Consider the following 16,231-nt stretch of genomic DNA (forward strand, 5'->3'; position numbering starts at 1 on the left):
CCCGCTATTTTTGTTTTAGTTCATCGGGCAAGCCGACGCTGGCAATCTCTTCTTCGGTCAGTGGACGGTATTCACCCGGCGCTAAATCCTCGCCCAGCGCTATCTCGCCAATCCGCTCACGATGTAATCCCACTACACGGTTGCCGACTGCGGCAAACATGCGTTTGACCTGGTGATAACGTCCTTCACTGATGGTTAGCAGCACTTCAGTGGGAGTAATAATTTCTAACTGTGCAGGCTGCGTCAGATTCTTTTCACCATGCAGCTGTACGCCCGCCGTGAACTGCGCTTCCGTCTCATCGCTGATCGGTGCCTCCAGCGTTACGCGGTAAGTCTTATCACAATGGTGACGCGGTGAAGTGATACGGTGTGACCATTGTCCATCATCCGTTAATAACACTAAACCGGTGGTATCAATGTCCAGGCGGCCAGCTGCGTGCAGCTTGAACGACATCGGTTCTTCAATGAAATAGAGAATGGTTGGATGATCGGGATCGTCGTTGGCGCAGACGTAGCCTTGCGGTTTATTCAGCATGAAATAGCGCGGGCCAGTCTGCATCTGCAGCACATTGCCGTCGAACTCTACCGCGTGATCGGGCAGCAGTTTGAACGCGGTGTCACGCACCACTTCACCGTTGACGGTCACTTTATGATTACGGATTTCACGTGCAGCGATGGCACGGCTGACTTCCAGTTGCTGAGAGATGAATTTATCGAGTCGCATGAATTCGTTTTGCCTGTTACTGCGGAGGGAAACTGAAACGGTGTTTTTAACCGTTGAAATTGTGCGGGAAGTATAGCCTGAACCGACGCTGCCTGACAGAGCGTTTGCTGCGCTTTCATGGCATAATTACGGCTGTTTTTATAAAAGTGATGAGCATGTCTTTTACCTTACGCCCTTATCAACAGGATGCGGTTAATGCCACCGTGGCGTATTTCCGTCGTCATAATCAACCCGCGGTGATTGTGTTACCTACCGGCGCGGGAAAAAGTCTGGTGATTGCGGAACTGGCGCGGCTGGCGCGTGGCCGGGTGTTAGTTCTGGCCCACGTTAAAGAGCTGGTGGCGCAGAACCATGCCAAATATCAGGCGTACGGCCTGGAAGCCGACATCTTCGCGGCGGGCCTGCAACGCAAAGAGAGTCAGCGCAAGGTGGTGTTTGGCAGCGTGCAATCGGTGGCACGTAACCTTGCTCAGTTCGACAGCGCCTTCTCGTTGGTCATTGTCGATGAGTGTCATCGCATTGGTGATGACAGCGGCAGCCAATATCAGCAAATTTTCACGCATCTGCGCCAACACAATCCGCAACTGCGCCTGCTCGGCTTGACCGCCACGCCCTTCCGTCTTGGCAAAGGCTGGATTTATCATTTCCACTATCACGGCATGGTACGCGGCGATGAAAAAGCGCTGTTTCGTGACTGCATCTACGAATTACCGCTGCGTTACATGATCAAGCACCAGTTTTTAGTGCCGCCAGAGCGACTCGATATGCCGGTGGTGCAGTACGATTTTAGCCGCCTGACTGCACAAGCCAACGGGTTATTCAGCGAAGCCGATCTGAATCGCGAATTGAAGCAGCAACAGCGTGTGACCCCGCACATTATTCGTCAGATCGTCGAATTTGCTGAAGATCGCCTTGGCGTGATGATTTTCGCCTCAACCGTTGAGCACGCACGTGAGATTTTGCGTTTGCTGCCCGATAACAGCGCCTTAGTGTCGGCAGAAACACCGGCTAAAGAGCGTGATGCGCTAATCCTGGCGTTTAAAGCGCAGCAGCTGAAGTTTCTGGTGAACGTCGCAGTATTGACCACCGGTTTTGATGCACCGCATGTCGATTTGATTGCTATTCTGCGCCCGACCGAATCGGTGAGTCTATATCAGCAGATCGTCGGGCGCGGCTTGCGCCTGTCGCCGGGCAAAACCGACTGTTTGATTCTGGACTACGCTGGCAATCCCCACGATCTGTTTACGCCAGAAGTGGGCGCGCCCAAAGGGGCAAGCGATAATCAGCCGGTGCAGGTTTTCTGTCCGGCCTGCGGTTTTGCCAATACGTTTTGGGGTAAAACCACCGCTGATGGCATGATCATTGAACACTTTGGTCGCCGTTGTCAGGGCGTGCTGGAAGATGATGAGGGCGAACGTGAACAGTGCGATTATCGGTTTCGCTTTAAAAGTTGTCCTGACTGCGGAGCGGAAAATGACATTGCCGCACGTCGCTGCCATCAGTGCGACAAAATTCTGGTCGACCCTGACGACATGTTAAAAGCGGCGCTGAAGCTCAAGGATGCCTTGGTATTGCGCTGCGGCGGCATGACACTGGAACAAGGCCGCGATGACAAAGGCGAATGGCTGAAAGCCACCTATTTTGATGAAGACGGCACCAGCGTTAGCGAACGTTTTCGGCTGCAAAGCCCTGCGCAACGTAAAGCGTTTGAGCAGCTGTTTATGCGCCCGCATCAACGTGCGCCCGGCGTGCCGTTGGGTTGGCAAACCGCTGCGGATGTATTGGCTTTACAACCGCTGCTGCGTCATCCCGACTTCGTGGTGGCGCGCGCCAAAGGTCGTTTTTGGCAGATTCGTGAGAAGGTGTTTGATTATCAAGGCCGCTTTCGCCGCGCAAATGAACTGGGATAATCATTTGCCCGCCTTTGGCATAAGGGCTATAATGCCGCCCGCTTTTGCATGTGCATCAGCGATTTTGAATAACCCTCCTGTTGCTGGGTCGCCTGTAGCAGGAATCATAAAGAGAAATATCAATGTTCACTATCAATGCAGTAGAACGTAAAGAGCAGGGTAAGGGTGCGAGCCGCCGCCTGCGTACAGCGAACCGCTTCCCAGCTATCATTTATGGTGGTAATGAAGCCGCTGTTGCTATCGACCTGGATCACGATTCCGTAATGAACCAGCAGACCAAGCCTGGCTTCTACGACGAAGTCATCACTCTGGTTGTTGATGGTAAAGAAGTTAAAGTTAAAGTGCAGGCTGTTCAGCGTCACCCGTTCAAGCCAAAACTGCACCACATCGACTTCGTTCGCGCTTAATCGCCGAATGGGTTGAAAGTAGAGGGGCCGGTTGAGAAACCGGCCCTTTTATTTTGCCTGCAATCTTGCCGGGTTCGGTTAACGCTTACGCGATTTCTGCCACTTGCACCTTCGATTCAATAAATGCCACTACCGCCCGCGTCACATCCGCTGTTTTCGCCGTGCCGCCCACATCTGGCGTCAATATCCCTTTTGCACACACATTTTCGATCGCTTCCATAACCAACGCTGCCGCGTCATGTTCACCGAGATGCTGGAGCATCTGCACCGCAGTCCAGAAACTGGCAACCGGATTCGCCACGCCTTTGCCGGTGATATCAAAAGCTGAGCCGTGAATCGGTTCAAACATAGAAGGGAAACGTCGTTCAGGATCGATGTTCGCCGTTGGCGCGACGCCAAGGCTGCCCGCCAGCGCACCGGCCAGGTCAGAGAGAATGTCGGCGTGCAGATTGGTCGCGACAATGGTATCCAGGCTTTGCGGATGTAGCGTCATGCGATGCGTCATCGCATCCACCAGCATTTTGTCCCACTTCACGTCAGGAAATTCCAGTGCCACTTCAGCCGCAATTTCATCCCACATCACCATGCCGTGTCGCTGCGCATTCGATTTGGTGACGACCGTCAGCAATTTGCGCGGACGCGACTGAGCCAGTTTAAAGGCATACCGCATAATACGGGTGACGCCAACGCGGGTAAAAATCGCGACTTCTGTTCCCACTTCCTCCGGCAAGCCTTTATGTGTCCGACCACCGTTACCCGAATATTCCCCTTCCGAGTTTTCACGCACAATCACCCAGTCGAGATCGCCAGGTCCGCAATGACGCAGCGGTGGCGTAATCCCCGGCAGAATTTTGGTTGGGCGCACGTTGGCATATTGATCAAAGCCCTGACAAATCGGCAAACGCAGGCCCCATAACGTGATGTGATCGGGAACGTCTGGTGCGCCCACCGCACCAAAGTAAATGGCGTCAAATTTCTTCAGCGTTTGCAGCCCCTGTTCCGGCATCATCACGCCGTGCTGTTTATAGTAATCCGAACCCCAATCAAAGGTTTCAACGGCAAATTTCAAACCGCTGTTTTGACGCTCCAGCGCGCGCAGCACCTCAATGCCCGCAGAGATCACTTCAGGGCCGATACCGTCAGCAGGAATAGCAGCAATAGAATAAGTACGCATAGGATTCTCCAGAATCAATTAATGGGTTTTAGCATGAGGAGTTTTAGGATGAGCCAGCTCAGCCGCCTGCGGAGTTTTGCTATTGGCAGACAGCAGGAAAACGATCACAGCAGAGAGCGCCAGCAAACCGGCGACGAAATAGAGCCCCCACGTGTAGGCGCCAGTTTGCTGGCGAATAACGCCAATCATCATCGGTCCTACGAAGCCGCCCAGATTGCCGATGGAATTAATAGTAGCGATGCCTGCCGCCGCAGCCGGGCCTGAAAGAAACAGCGTTGGCATGCTCCACAGCGGCGGTTTTGAGCAACTGATCCCTACCGTGACCAGCGTTAAGGCCAGGATCACTGCCAGCAGCGAACTGACATTACCGGCGTAGATTAGCCCCGCCGCAGCCAGCAAACAGGCCCCTATTACGTGCCAACTGCGTTCACCGGTACGATCGGAATGACGCGCCCAGAGGATCATCGCGATTACGCCGATCACCGCTGGAAACGCATTGAGAAAACCAATGTTCATCGACGACGCGCCGAAGGAGTGAATGATCTGAGGCGACCAAATGCCCAGCGTGTAAAGCCCGGCTGAAGTGCCGAAATAGACCAGCGCCAGCGCGAATACACGACGATCGGCCAGGCCGCGCCAAACGCTGCTGTGGCCCTGTTTTACTGCCCTCGCCTGCTCTTCAGCCTGCATAGTGTTCTGCAACCATGCGCGCTCTTCGTCAGTCAACCATTTGGCTTTCGCCGGACGATCGGTCAGAAAAAACAGCACCACAACGCCGAAGATCACCGCAGGAACGGCTTCCAACATGAACATCCACTGCCAGCCGGCATAACCCAGCAAGCCGTGCATTTCCAACAGCGCCGCCGAAAGCGGGGAACCCAACGCCGTTGAGAGGGGAGCTGCCGCCATAAAAATGGCCGTGACCTGCGCACGGCGCGCTGCCGGAAACCAGAAACTAAGGTAAAGAATGATGCCGGGAAAAAATCCAGCTTCGGCCACGCCCAGTAAAAAGCGCAAGATATAAAAACTGGTCGTGCCTTGCACAAAAGCCATGCAGGCCGAAACCAATCCCCATGTGATCATCACGCGGGCAATCCAAATACGTGCCCCGACTTTATGCAAAATAAGATTGGACGGTACTTCAAACAAAAAATAACCCAGAAAAAAGATACCTGCGCCCAAACCAAATACCGTTGGCGAAAAACCTAAATCCTGATTCATGGTTAACGCAGCAAAGCCAATATTTACGCGGTCAAGAAAAGCGATGAAATAAAGCAGCATAATGAAGGGCACAATGCGTAGAGTTACTTTACGCATCACCCTTTTTTCGAGGTGAGAGTTCATATTAAAGTGCTCCAGGTTTGTGTAGGGAATGTTATTTTTTTGTGTTCGAGCTCAGTATGCCGATTTGCTGAGAGTTATCATTGGCGCGGGTTTATATAAATTATTTGAATAATGAGCGAGCGGAAAATTTATGGATATAAATCAATTGCGATGCTTCATTGCGGTAGGCCAGGATCTCCATTTTGGCCGCGCAGCACAAAGAATGGAAATGATGCCTGCGTCACTAAGTCGCTTTATTCGCTTGCTGGAAGAGGACCTTGGCGTGCGGTTGTTAAACCGTTCAACCCGCAACGTGGCATTAACCCAAGAAGGCGTAGAATTTTTTGATGAAGCGGTAAAGTTGGTGACGCAATTTGATGAGCTTGCGCTGAGATTTAGAGCAGCAAATAAACGTGGCAGGAAAGTATTGCGTATTGGCGCCATTGATAGCGCAGCACAGGGTTTAATTCCCCACCTGTTAAATCACTTTATGCAAATTTACCCAGATACGGATATTCATTTAAGCGAAGACAAAACGGTTAACCTTATTCCCCGTTTAAAATCGGGTTGGCTGGATATGATTTTTATTCGGCCACCGGAAAGTCTCGATGCCCGCCTTGATATGCGCTTAATTACCCGCGAAACCTGCGTGCTTGCCGTGCCGGTGAATCACACCCTGGCGAACAGAGACGTGGTTAGCGTAATGGACTTTAAAGAGGAGTCGATGATTGTGCCGGAGCGCAGGACCCGACCGCATAGCCACGATTTGACCATGAATATCTTTAAATCCGCTGGACTTACGCCCCATATTGCGCAATTTGCTGAAGAGAAGCAGACCATTTTAAGCTTTGTCTCTGCCGGGCTGGGATTAGCGATCGTTCCCACGTCGTTTCGCAACATTAACAGCGAAGGCGTGACCTATATTTCACTCAGCATTGATGAAAAAGTAAAAAAACTGCCGCTGAGTGTCGCTTGGCTAAAAGGCAACGATGAACCCAACGTCATGGCCTTACTGCAGATTTTATCAGAGAACAAAGCGATGTTGGTTCAGCCACTCTGAGGGCAATGCTGATTTCAAATCATCTTTAATTTGTTTGAGATACTTCAAAAAAGTAGGTGAAAAGAAAATGTCCTGTTTCAAAGGAAACCGGGCGAGGATGTGCCCGGCTTTTCAGTTATTTGCTGCTGGTACGACGCTGTAGCTGATCGCGCAAATTCGGTGGCGTTCCTTTAATGGTCAGCGTGTCGGTGGCCGGATCCCAAAAGATTCGCTCGCCGAGCAGCATGGCATCAAAATTCAACGTTAATCCTCCACCGCTGCCTGCAAACTTGGTTAACTGACGCAACGTGCTGCGGTCTGCGGGGAAGTGTTCCTCCAGCTCGTAACCCTGCTCTTGGGTAAACGCCTGAAAGGTTTTTTCGCCTAATGGCGGCAGTTCGCTTGAAAGATCTTCCAAAGCAATTTCTTCGCCCGCCTGCAGTTGATCGTTGCAGTAGGTGTAAACCTGCTGACGGTAATTCTGACGTTCGTTTTTATCCAGGTTCGATTCGTCGCAATAATCGTCTACCGCCTGCAGCAAGCCACGGTTTTGCGCTTTGGTATCTAAACCGACTTCTGCGCCGAGGAAGTCCATGAAGAAATCAGACACTTTACGCCCAACCCGACCACGCAGGAAGGTCAGATAGCGAGTCGATTCTGGATTGGTTTCCCATTCGGTTAAATCAATGCGTGCCACAATATCGGCATGATTAATATCCAGATAATGGGTGCTGCTGATATCCATCTGCTCATTAACACGCATGCTGGACTGGCTGTTCAGCACCGTTACCAGCAAATATTCCACCGCCAGATAGCGATACTGGATAAACAGCACCACGCCACCTTCGGCAAACGGATATTTTGCCAGCTCATCGCGCAGACGGCCGGTAGCTGCACGGCTGAAGGCGAGAAAATCATCGTTGCCTTTGCGGCAGTTGCGTAGCGCTTCCGCCAGTTCGCTGTCGGTATTAAACAGGCCGTAAGCTTTACTTTTGACGCTGTAAACGCGGTGCAACTCTTCCACCATCGACTCAACTGTTTTCGTCGCGGGCAGCAAGGAATCGCGCAGCAGCAGCTCTAACTGATTCTCATCACGTTTGATTAACTGATGCAGGGCAATCTGGTCGATATCCAGACTCATGGTAGACTCTCCTTTAAGCTCAGGCGCGTATTCAATCACCGCCTGCAATGGCTTTCAACTCCATGCGTAAAACCAACGGTGCGCTTTCGATAAAAGTGCGGAAAAAACCGCGTTGTTACGGTAATATATCGCCTTTTGAAACGAGATTAGACGACGATATGCCACAATCATCCCGTTATAGTGACGAACGCGTAGAACAACTCCTCGCGAAAATGGTGCAGGTTCTGGAAAAAGACCAGGCGCCAACCGACCTTTCCCTGATGGTGTTGGGGAACATGGTCACCAATTTGATCAACAACGATGTGGCCCCGGCTCAACGCCGTTCACTGGCCCGATCTTTCGCTGAAGCTTTGCAGTCTTCAGTCCGTGACGATAACGCTCATTAATTTGATCTCATAATATGGTAACCAACCGGCAGCGCTACCGCGAAAAAGTCTCCCAGATGATCAGCTGGGGGCATTGGTTTGCGTTGTTTAATATTTTATTCGCGCTGATTTTAGGCAGTCGCTACCTGTTGGTCGCCGACTGGCCCTCTTCGCTGACTGGGCGTATTTACGCCTATAGCAGCTGGATTGGCCACTTCAGCTTTATCGTCTTTGCGGCTTATCTGCTAATTATCTTCCCACTCACCTTCGTGGTGATGTCGCAGCGCCTGTTAAGGGTGTTATCGGCGGTGGTGGCCACTGCCGGATTAACATTGGTGATGGTGGACAGCGCGGTGTTTAGCCGCTTTCACTTGCACCTCAATCCCGTGGTCTGGGAACTGGTCATTAACCCCGACCAAAGCGAAATGGCGCGTGACTGGCAGCTAATGTTTATCAGCGTGCCGCTGATCTTCCTGGTGCAAATGCTGTTCGCTACCTGGAGCTGGCAGAAGCTGCGCAGCCTTAATCGTCGATCCTTTGGCAAGCCGCTGGCGGCGCTGTTTATCAGCGCCTTTTTCGCCAGTCACCTGATGTATATCTGGGCGGATGCTAACTTCTATCGTCCGATTACCATGCAGCGCGCCAACTTACCTCTATCTTATCCGATGACGGCACGCCGTTTTCTTGAACGTCATGGCTTGCTGGATGCGCAGGAGTATCAGCGTCGACTGGTGCAGCAAGGCGATCCTGAAGCGCTGTCAGTGCAATATCCACTCAGTGATATCACTTTCCGCGACGCGGGTACGCGCAACAATCTGCTGGTGATTACGGTCGATGGCCTGAACAGCGCCAGCATGGCAAAAGCGTTGCCTGAACTGAACCAGTTCGCCAATGATAATGTGCGGTTTACGCAGCACTTTAGTGCAGGCGATACGCCTGAAAAAGGGCTGTTTGGCCTGTTTTATGGCATCTCCTCAAGCTATATGAATGGCGTGCTGGCGTCGCGTACGCCATCGGTGCTGCTCGGCGCGTTGAGCAGCCAGGGTTATCAGCTTGGTTTGTTCTCGTCTGACGGCTTTAATCTGCCGCTTTATCGCCAGGCATTGCTGACCGACTATTCGTTGCCCGCCAGCAACAGTCAGCCAAACAGCGCCACCGTGACGCAATGGCAAAACTGGTTAAATCAGCAGAAAGGCGAAGGTAATCCGTGGTTCTCATGGGTCGCACTGAATGGCGTCAATCTCAGCAGTGATAATGCCAAGGCGCGCCAGCGTAGCTATCTTCGTCAGAGCACCGCGATCGACGATCAGATTCATAATGTGCTGACCACGTTAGAGCAGCGAGATTTGCTGAAAAACACCGTCGTGGTGATAACCGCCCAGCGCGGACTGGCGTTGGAGGGTAATGTTGACAGCTCGGGTAATCGCGCAAATCTGCAGGTTCCGTTAGTCATACACTGGCCAGACACGCCAGCTCAGACGGTTAGCCGCCTGACCGATCATCAAGACGTGATGGCTACGTTGATGCAACGCCTGCTGCATGTGCGCACCAACCCGGTCAATTATTCTCAGGGCGAAGATCTTTTTGCTGTGCAACGCCGTCATGACTGGGTCGCCAGCAGCGAAGAGAACAAGTTAGTTATCACGACACCGCAGGTGACGCTGGTGCTGAATAACAACGGCAGCTATCGCGCCTATGATGCACAAGGAAATGCCCTCAAAGATCATAAACCGCAGTTAGCGCTGCTGTTGCAAGTTCTCACGGAAGAGAAGCGCTTTATTGCAAACTGATTAATTATGAGGCAGTTAGTCTGTTGAGAACTTGCATTCACAGCAATTTTCAGTAGACTCATTTCCCACAGTTCGGCACGTAGCGCAGCCTGGTAGCGCACGGTCATGGGGTGTCCGGGGTCGGAGGTTCAAATCCTCTCGTGCCGACCAAATTCCCTAAAAAGCAGCCTTTATGGCTGCTTTTTTTATGCCTGAAAACGGTGAGACAAAAAAAATCATTATTTTTTCAATACTTTCATCTGCTTGTCACATTTATCGTTGAAATCCCTTTTAACTGAGCATTCCTGTCTATACTCAAGGTTGTGTGGGTAACGAGAGGAGAGATTATGCATTTAGTCGAAAAAGACGATCCATCCGAAGCACCAGAGTCTGGCGATAAGAGTCCACAGCCAGACAAGAAGTAACCCACTAAAGGCCGCCAACTGTTGCGCGGCCTTTTTCATTTTATTCGCCGTGGCGGCGAAACCACTCTTCGCGATTGATTTCCCAGATTTCTGCGTCCATTTCGCCCGCGACATACGCTTTACGTCCCGACCAAACCAACCGCATACCGCTGCTTTCGGAAATTCGACGTGAAGCCAAATTATCGGCGGCTTTCGGCACCCGCAGGCACGTTTGCTGGAGATCGCGGAACCAGAAATCGGTAACGCGCTGACACGCCTCACTCATCAAGCCCTGCCCTTGCCACTCCGGGATCAACCAAAACCCGCGATTGTCCTCTTCACCCAGCCGCAGCGAAATCAGACCAATTAGTTTTTCCGGTTGAGTGCGTGGCCGAATGCTCCAGTGCCAGGCAACCCCTTTTTGCATATCAGGCAAGGCCGAGCCGCAAACAAACTGCTGCGCGCCATCTTCGGGATAGGGCCAGGGAACAAGGTGGGTGAGATAACGCACCAGCTCCCAGCGAGGAAAAACCTGTTGAATCTGCACCGCATCCTCTCTGACCAGAGGACGTAATAACAAGCGAGATGTGTCCAGTTGCGGTATTTCCATATCCTCTCCTTTGTTGCTGAACTCACTTTCAGAAAAGTGCCACAGGTTGCGTCCATTCATTAATACATTCAAAGAGATAGTTTCGGCAAGCAACCGTGTTCAGGATCATATAACAGACGCAATATGACAGCATTTCATTAAAGTGAAACAAAACCGTCACATAACTACCCTACTCTAAAGTCCCCTGATTTTTGACGGAAAATTTTATGGTCATCAAAGCGAAAAGCCTAAAAGATGCAGAAGAGATGTTGCATTCAGGCATTAGCAAAGTTGAGTTGGCTTACGACATGGGTAGCGACGATTTCTTTCGTTTCGCGTCACACTGGTGCGATCGCGGTGCGCGCATTAGTAAAGGCCATCACCACTTTGTCGTTTCACTGAAAAGTTTTGCCATCCCGCCCAACGACTGACTTTTCCAGGCAACTTGCCCTTGCGGCAGCAGACTGATTAAATGCCGCTTTCGCCTTAATCGTGATGCCGCATGCGTTACCCTAAAATTCCCCTGCCGCTTCCTGCAAGCGGCTTTGTGCTTTCTCAACACATGAACGACAGCGATCCGCTGCTGGCGATCGGTCGCTTTGACGTTGCCCACTATCAGGATGCACTCTGCGGAGAATGGCAGCTTCCTTTGCCGCTGCGCATCCAAAGTGCGGTTAAAAAGCGCCGAGCGGAATATCTTGCCAGCCGGATGCTGACCCGTGAAGTCTTCACGCGATTAGGCCAACCTGACTTTATCTTAAGTAATGCAGCAGATCGCTCTCCACTTTGGCCAGCCGGTGTGCAGGCATCGCTGTCGCACAGCACAGGAATTGTGGTATTGGCTGCGACAAAGCAACCGTTGTATATAGGTGTGGATGTGGAGCAGCAGATGTCAGCAACGACCGCAGAGGAAACGACGGAAATGTTAATGGGTTCAGCAGAGCGCAGCTGTTTACAGCGCTTACCGTTGGATTTTCCGCTGGCCGCTACGCTGCTGTTTTCGCTGAAAGAGAGTGTTTATAAGGCGTTGTGGCCGCAACTCTATCAACCGATGGACTTTTATCACGCTGAGCTGGTTGACGTTGATTTAGCGGCACAGCGCGCTACGCTGCGATTAACTCACCGTTTTAATGACGTGTTTAACAAAGGGACCGAGTTAAGCGCGGAGTTTCACTTGCAAGATCGTGAGGTCATCACTCTGCTTGCCCATGAAATTAAAAAACCGGCTTAGCAAGTAGGCTAAGCCGGTATAAACACAGACGACAGAGGAATTCCAGGATAGCAGAAAAACAGACTTCCGCTGGCCTTAACCCTAACGCACTTGGCTGTCGCCTGACCAATATCTGTTTTCGCTAAGCTTTGCCATCTGGCGTTAAAGCCCGGTATCCGTACGTTTTACCGCGTCCAGCGTGGCTATATCACGCTCATTACCGGTGAGTTCACTTAGCTGCCCGTCACGCATTTCCAGCAGGCGATCGGCATGAGTGAAGTAATGATCGTCATGACTGATAGCAAACACGGTTTTGCCCGATTCTTGTAACCATGGCAGCAACTCACGGTAGAAAATACGTCGGAAATGCGGGTCCTGATCGGCCGCCCATTCATCCAGCAACAGCACATCACGCTCTTCTGCCGCCGCCAGTAGCAGCGCCAAACGCTTGCTCTGCCCTTTCGACAACTGCAGATTCAGGACTTTATTGCCTTCAATCTTCAGCTTGTCCTGCATCTTCAGCTTCTCCAGCCACTGCTGCACCAACGCCGGGTTTGCTGGCACACCTTCGCGACTGATTAACTGATCAAACAGATGCACATCGGTAAATACTGCCGAAAAGTGCTTGCGCCAGTTATCGAGATCGCTAGCCTCTATCGCCCTTCCATCGAGCAGCAGTTGCCCAGATTGTGGCTGATAGAGGCCCGTCAGTAACATCGCCAGCGTCGATTTTCCGCTGCCGTTGCCACCAATCAGAAAAACTAATTCCCCACGACGCAGCGTCAGGTTAATCGGTCCCACCTTAAAGCCGTTTTCGCCGTAATGAAAACGCACATCGCGCAGTTCCAACGTTTGCCAGTCAGAAAGCGCGGGCAACGTGTGAAAGTCGGGTTCAAAGGGCGCTAAGTCGAAGGCGTTTAATTTACGGAAGGCGACCTGTGCGCTGAGTAAGGTCGGCAATGCGCCCACGGCAGAAAGCAGCGGCGTGCGCAGGAACAATAGCGTTAGCGAGAACGTTGCCGCCACGGCGGTGTTGGCCCAACCCAGGCTGTTGGCCATAAAAAATACCATGCCGATAGCACCCAACGTCATGATATTCGACCAGTTCACTGCGCTGAGGTGATAGGTATCGGCACGCACAATGTGGTGACGATAGGTATTGGCGTCTTCCTGATAAACCGTTTCGTAAACCAGCCTGGCGCGTTCGCGGTTGAGCTGAAGTTCTTTACGTCCTTCAATCACCGTTTGGTAATCGCGATAAAGGTTATCTTCCACTTCACGCAATTTGGCCATGTGCTGATAAACCCGCGACACCAGTAACCACCCGCCGATCAGCGTAATAGCCAACCATACGCTGGTGACCAGCAACATTTTGGGCGAGAGCCAGGCGAGATAAAACGCAGAACCCAGCGTAATGATAATGCCTTGAATCAGCTCCGGCAGACGCACAAAGGCGATGGTAATGGCGCGCACATCGCTGGTTAATCCTGCCAGCAACTGCGCATTGCCAATCTGCTCAATGCGCTCAACGTGGGTGTCCAAAATACGTTTAATAAACTGGCCCCGCATGCGCCAGACAAACTGATGTCCAAGCAGGGTTAGCGCCAGCTGCGAGGCCAGCGTCACGGCCATCAGCAGCAATAGCTGAAACAGGAACTGTGGCAACACGCTGAAAGAGGTATTGATGGCGACGATCATTTCACGGTTGATAAAGGCGATCATGCCAATACCCAACACCGCGCTCAACAAGGTGAGAAAAATAACCCCGATAAATGGCCAGCGAAACTGGCGAAAAACAACGTTTAGCAACGTCATAAAAAGATCCAGCAGACAAAAACAGCCTGCAGTTTAAAGCGATGCGGAATGATAGCAATAGTTATTCGCAGCCCGCCCGCATGCGCCAAAGATCAATGGGCGCGGCGGAAAGTCAGGTTATAACGGAAGGCACCCACCAGCGGATGCACGCCCGGTTTCAGCGGTAAAATTCCGTGATAACGCAGCCGCGATGGGCCGCCCCACACCACGACGTCGCCATGCTCCAACAACACGCGCTGCGTGCTGTCGCCGCGTTCAAAACCCCCAAACTGAAACACAGCCGGTAAACCCAACGACACAGAAACAATCGGCTGACGCAGATCCTTCTCATCTTTATCCTGATGCAGCGTCAATTTAGCGCCAGGTTCATAACGATTGATCAAACACGCGTCAGGGTTAAACCGCGAAAAACCCGCTTCCTGCGCCGCTTCCTGAGCCAAACTGCGAAACAATGTCGGCATTGGCGGCCATTTCTGGCCATTTTGATTATCCTGCTCGCTGTATTGATAACCGCGTGAATCGGTAGACCAACCGAAATCCCCGCAGTTAGTCATGGCAACTGACATACGATGGCCGCCAGGCGTAATGCGATGAGCAAAAGGATTTTGCGCTTCGATCGCCAAAATGTCCTGATACAACACGCCAGCGATTTCGCGGGCGCGACGGCGCAAAATCACCGCGCCTTCTGCCAGCGGCTCTTGCCAGGGTTCATCTTCACTAAAGAGATCGAGCATCTTGGTTCTCCAACATATTATTCAGGCTTAATGAGGAAAGCAGCAAACTGCGGTGACATCCAGCTGACAAACTGATCTCCCTGCTTGCTGATCAAATAGACCGCGAGCTGCTCTTTTATCGCCAGCGCTTTGGCTTTTTCGCTGCCCAATACCATCAAGCCGGTGTCCCAGCCATCGGCTTCCAGCGCAGTGGTCGCAATAACCGTAGCGGAGACCAGTTTATGTTCGATCGGGCGTCCGGTCAGCGGATCGATCACGTGGGAAATACGTTTGCCATCCAGTTCATAATAGTTGCGGTAGCTGCCGGACGTGCTGATGCCGTGACCTTGCAGCGCGACACGCGCCTGTACTGCATTTTCACGATCGGTGGGTTTCTGGATCGCCACGCGCCACGGTTGGCCGCTGGCATTGTTACCGCGACTCAAAACCGCACCGCCGACTGACACCAGATAATTGTTGATGCCCTGCTGTTCCATCAGGCGCGCCAGATGATCGGTAGCAAATCCTTCACCTACCGTCGATAAATCCACAGACAAACCCGGCAGATCTTTTTGCAGCCATTGCCCGTCAACACCCTGGATTACCCGCAAATGTTGTAAACCGGTCTGCGCTCTGGCTGCAACAATTTGTGCCTCAGTGGGCGTCTGTGTCGGCTGTTTGTCAGGCCCAAATCCCCACAGATTCACCAAAGGCCCCACGGTGATATCCATCGCGCCGGCGGTTTTATTGCCGATACGCAATGATTCCGTAACGATATCCGCCATGTTGCTGCTTACCGGCTGCGGCGCGCTGCTGCTGTTTTGATTAAAACGAGACAGCGTTGAGTCCGGTTTCCAGGTTGAAAGCTCGGCGTCATCGGCATCAAGCTGGTGCTGAATTGCCTGCTGCAGCGCGGCTTTACGTCCTGCATCGATGCCTGCCATGCTTACCCGCCAGACGGTTCCCATGGTTTTACCTTCTAACACCATGGCCGGCGATGTAGAAGCTTGCTCACAACTCACTGCTAAAAAAGTTGCCAACAGCACCAATAGCAGATTAATCTGAATACGCATCATTCCTCACCTGTAAAACTATATTCCAATCTAATACAAAGCATAAATATCTTGTAAAGCCGTGAAAATCATCTTGATCCTTTGGCAACCTCTTGCCAGCATGGAGGCTTCCGCTCGCAGCTGGGCGCTGAATCCAAAGAGGCAAAATATGATTTATATGATTCTTATAGTGGCTCTTGGCTTGTTCGCTTTTAGTAGCTACAAAATTTGGCAGCAAAAGCGCAACAGGCATATGGCTCCTTCTCAACCGCGCCAGCATTAAGCATACCCGCACCAAAAAAGGGCATTTACGCGCCTTAAACGCGGGCAAAGTTTATCAGAATCCTCACCGAAGCCGTGGCATTGTGAGCCTTCAAGCTGGCATGAATTCTGCACTGTTGAATCAGGGTTTATCTCTGAGAGGTGTGGAATGGAAAAATCATTATCGAAGCGTACAGGCTGGCAGCAATGGCTGAGTTTTTCAGCGTTCACACTGGCAGGTGCAGCATTTGAAGGAAGCGTTCCACCGGCCAATACCGCGCCGAAGCCGAAAAAGTGGCGGGCCGAGGAATAGAATTCGAGTGATAGCGTAAGTC

The 16,231-nt window shown here is 51.9% G+C and carries 18 protein-coding genes and 1 tRNA gene; 10 read left to right on the top strand and 9 right to left on the bottom strand.

All coding sequences use genetic code 11. The annotated features are described in order from the left end of the window. Nucleotides 1-4: 4 nt before the first annotated feature. Entirely contained in the window at nt 5-724 is a 720-nt protein-coding gene (gene rsuA / locus SC127_RS17290; RefSeq protein ID WP_215846169.1) for a 16S rRNA pseudouridine(516) synthase RsuA, read from the bottom strand. Nucleotides 725-879: 155 nt separating this feature from the next. On the opposite strand from rsuA, the gene SC127_RS17295 reads away from it, so the two are divergent. Next, entirely contained in the window at nt 880-2,634 is a 1,755-nt protein-coding gene (locus SC127_RS17295) for a DEAD/DEAH box helicase (protein WP_215846168.1), read from the top strand. Nucleotides 2,635-2,756: 122 nt separating this feature from the next. Further along, on the top strand, nt 2,757-3,041 hold the full coding sequence (gene rplY, locus SC127_RS17300; protein WP_215846167.1) for a 50S ribosomal protein L25: 285 nt from the start codon (nt 2,757-2,759) through the stop codon (nt 3,039-3,041). An 85-nt stretch (nt 3,042-3,126) separates the two neighbouring features. Here rplY and SC127_RS17305 read toward each other — a convergent pair whose 3' ends face one another. After that, a complete protein-coding gene (locus SC127_RS17305; protein WP_243077538.1) occupies nt 3,127-4,215 on the bottom strand; it encodes a tartrate dehydrogenase in 1,089 nt (362 codons plus the stop codon). Between the two features lie 18 nt (nt 4,216-4,233). Continuing rightward, on the bottom strand, nt 4,234-5,559 hold the full coding sequence (locus SC127_RS17310) for an MFS transporter (protein WP_243077537.1): 1,326 nt from the start codon (nt 5,557-5,559) through the stop codon (nt 4,234-4,236). Between the two features lie 130 nt (nt 5,560-5,689). On the opposite strand from SC127_RS17310, the gene SC127_RS17315 reads away from it, so the two are divergent. Beyond that, nucleotides 5,690-6,598 carry a LysR family transcriptional regulator gene (locus tag SC127_RS17315; RefSeq protein ID WP_215846165.1) on the top strand — a complete coding sequence of 303 codons (909 nt, stop codon included), beginning with the start codon at nt 5,690-5,692 and terminating at the stop codon, nt 6,596-6,598. A gap of 115 nt (nt 6,599-6,713) precedes the next feature. Here SC127_RS17315 and yejK read toward each other — a convergent pair whose 3' ends face one another. Continuing rightward, nucleotides 6,714-7,718, bottom strand: coding sequence for a nucleoid-associated protein YejK (gene yejK / locus SC127_RS17320; RefSeq protein WP_215846163.1), 1,005 nt, complete (start codon nt 7,716-7,718; stop codon nt 6,714-6,716). Between the two features lie 158 nt (nt 7,719-7,876). Between yejK and SC127_RS17325 the strand changes: the two genes are divergently transcribed. The 4 genes from SC127_RS17325 (at nt 7,877) to SC127_RS17340 (ending at nt 10,277) form a co-directional block, all read left to right on the top strand. After that, nucleotides 7,877-8,104 (top strand): YejL family protein, encoded by a 228-nt coding sequence (locus SC127_RS17325; RefSeq protein ID WP_215846161.1) that lies wholly within the window; start codon nt 7,877-7,879, stop codon nt 8,102-8,104. 14 nt (nt 8,105-8,118) lie between these two features. Then, a complete protein-coding gene (yejM, locus tag SC127_RS17330) occupies nt 8,119-9,873 on the top strand; it encodes an LPS biosynthesis-modulating metalloenzyme YejM (RefSeq protein ID WP_215846159.1) in 1,755 nt (584 codons plus the stop codon). Between the two features lie 73 nt (nt 9,874-9,946). Further along, a tRNA-Pro gene (locus tag SC127_RS17335) sits at nt 9,947-10,023 on the top strand. 176 nt (nt 10,024-10,199) lie between these two features. Then, entirely contained in the window at nt 10,200-10,277 is a 78-nt protein-coding gene (locus SC127_RS17340; RefSeq protein ID WP_243078471.1) for a hypothetical protein, read from the top strand. A 40-nt stretch (nt 10,278-10,317) separates the two neighbouring features. Here the strand turns inward: SC127_RS17340 and SC127_RS17345 are convergent, their stop codons facing one another. Then, nucleotides 10,318-10,866 (bottom strand): GNAT family N-acetyltransferase, encoded by a 549-nt coding sequence (locus SC127_RS17345; RefSeq protein ID WP_243077535.1) that lies wholly within the window; start codon nt 10,864-10,866, stop codon nt 10,318-10,320. Nucleotides 10,867-11,072: 206 nt separating this feature from the next. On the opposite strand from SC127_RS17345, the gene SC127_RS17350 reads away from it, so the two are divergent. Further along, entirely contained in the window at nt 11,073-11,276 is a 204-nt protein-coding gene (locus SC127_RS17350; RefSeq protein WP_215846155.1) for a hypothetical protein, read from the top strand. Between the two features lie 71 nt (nt 11,277-11,347). Beyond that, nucleotides 11,348-12,076 carry a 4'-phosphopantetheinyl transferase family protein gene (locus SC127_RS17355; protein WP_332627212.1) on the top strand — a complete coding sequence of 243 codons (729 nt, stop codon included), beginning with the start codon at nt 11,348-11,350 and terminating at the stop codon, nt 12,074-12,076. A 141-nt stretch (nt 12,077-12,217) separates the two neighbouring features. Here the strand turns inward: SC127_RS17355 and SC127_RS17360 are convergent, their stop codons facing one another. The 4 genes from SC127_RS17360 to SC127_RS17375 all read right to left on the bottom strand — a co-directional run bounded on the left by SC127_RS17360 (nt 12,218) and on the right by SC127_RS17375 (nt 15,888). Beyond that, complete coding sequence (locus SC127_RS17360; protein ID WP_215846152.1) at nt 12,218-13,870, bottom strand: multidrug ABC transporter permease/ATP-binding protein; 1,653 nt, start codon at nt 13,868-13,870, stop codon at nt 12,218-12,220. 92 nt (nt 13,871-13,962) lie between these two features. Beyond that, nucleotides 13,963-14,604 carry a DNA oxidative demethylase AlkB gene (gene alkB, locus SC127_RS17365; protein WP_243077533.1) on the bottom strand — a complete coding sequence of 214 codons (642 nt, stop codon included), beginning with the start codon at nt 14,602-14,604 and terminating at the stop codon, nt 13,963-13,965. A gap of 17 nt (nt 14,605-14,621) precedes the next feature. Next, complete coding sequence (gene apbE, locus SC127_RS17370; protein ID WP_215846149.1) at nt 14,622-15,659, bottom strand: FAD:protein FMN transferase ApbE; 1,038 nt, start codon at nt 15,657-15,659, stop codon at nt 14,622-14,624. Next, nucleotides 15,640-15,888, bottom strand: coding sequence for a hypothetical protein (locus SC127_RS17375; protein ID WP_332627214.1), 249 nt, complete (start codon nt 15,886-15,888; stop codon nt 15,640-15,642). The genes apbE and SC127_RS17375 overlap by 20 nt, the downstream gene beginning before the upstream one ends. Before the next feature lie 177 nt (nt 15,889-16,065). Here SC127_RS17375 and SC127_RS17380 point away from each other — a divergent pair, with 177 nt between their 5' ends. Continuing rightward, a complete protein-coding gene (locus SC127_RS17380; protein WP_243077530.1) occupies nt 16,066-16,209 on the top strand; it encodes a hypothetical protein in 144 nt (47 codons plus the stop codon). Nucleotides 16,210-16,231 lie beyond the last annotated feature (22 nt).

Origin of the sequence: Pantoea sp. T14, assembly GCF_036663535.1 — a bacterium.
Lineage (GTDB): Bacteria > Pseudomonadota > Gammaproteobacteria > Enterobacterales > Enterobacteriaceae > Pantoea > Pantoea phytostimulans.

Excerpts from the sequence above, each read along its gene's own strand:
- rsuA (WP_215846169.1), bottom strand. The coding sequence starts at position 724 with ATGCGACTCGATAAATTCATCTCTCAGCAACTGGAAGTCAGCCGTGCC.
- SC127_RS17295 (WP_215846168.1), top strand. The coding sequence starts at position 880 with ATGTCTTTTACCTTACGCCCTTATCAACAGGATGCGGTTAATGCCACC.
- rplY (WP_215846167.1), top strand. The coding sequence starts at position 2,757 with ATGTTCACTATCAATGCAGTAGAACGTAAAGAGCAGGGTAAGGGTGCG.
- SC127_RS17305 (WP_243077538.1), bottom strand. The coding sequence starts at position 4,215 with ATGCGTACTTATTCTATTGCTGCTATTCCTGCTGACGGTATCGGCCCT.
- SC127_RS17310 (WP_243077537.1), bottom strand. The coding sequence starts at position 5,559 with ATGAACTCTCACCTCGAAAAAAGGGTGATGCGTAAAGTAACTCTACGC.
- SC127_RS17315 (WP_215846165.1), top strand. The coding sequence starts at position 5,690 with ATGGATATAAATCAATTGCGATGCTTCATTGCGGTAGGCCAGGATCTC.
- yejK (WP_215846163.1), bottom strand. The coding sequence starts at position 7,718 with ATGAGTCTGGATATCGACCAGATTGCCCTGCATCAGTTAATCAAACGT.
- SC127_RS17325 (WP_215846161.1), top strand. The coding sequence starts at position 7,877 with ATGCCACAATCATCCCGTTATAGTGACGAACGCGTAGAACAACTCCTC.
- yejM (WP_215846159.1), top strand. The coding sequence starts at position 8,119 with ATGGTAACCAACCGGCAGCGCTACCGCGAAAAAGTCTCCCAGATGATC.
- SC127_RS17340 (WP_243078471.1), top strand. The coding sequence starts at position 10,200 with ATGCATTTAGTCGAAAAAGACGATCCATCCGAAGCACCAGAGTCTGGC.
- SC127_RS17345 (WP_243077535.1), bottom strand. The coding sequence starts at position 10,866 with ATGGAAATACCGCAACTGGACACATCTCGCTTGTTATTACGTCCTCTG.
- SC127_RS17350 (WP_215846155.1), top strand. The coding sequence starts at position 11,073 with ATGGTCATCAAAGCGAAAAGCCTAAAAGATGCAGAAGAGATGTTGCAT.
- SC127_RS17355 (WP_332627212.1), top strand. The coding sequence starts at position 11,348 with ATGCGTTACCCTAAAATTCCCCTGCCGCTTCCTGCAAGCGGCTTTGTG.
- SC127_RS17360 (WP_215846152.1), bottom strand. The coding sequence starts at position 13,870 with ATGACGTTGCTAAACGTTGTTTTTCGCCAGTTTCGCTGGCCATTTATC.
- alkB (WP_243077533.1), bottom strand. The coding sequence starts at position 14,604 with ATGCTCGATCTCTTTAGTGAAGATGAACCCTGGCAAGAGCCGCTGGCA.
- apbE (WP_215846149.1), bottom strand. The coding sequence starts at position 15,659 with ATGATGCGTATTCAGATTAATCTGCTATTGGTGCTGTTGGCAACTTTT.
- SC127_RS17375 (WP_332627214.1), bottom strand. The coding sequence starts at position 15,888 with ATGCCTGTTGCGCTTTTGCTGCCAAATTTTGTAGCTACTAAAAGCGAA.
- SC127_RS17380 (WP_243077530.1), top strand. The coding sequence starts at position 16,066 with ATGGAAAAATCATTATCGAAGCGTACAGGCTGGCAGCAATGGCTGAGT.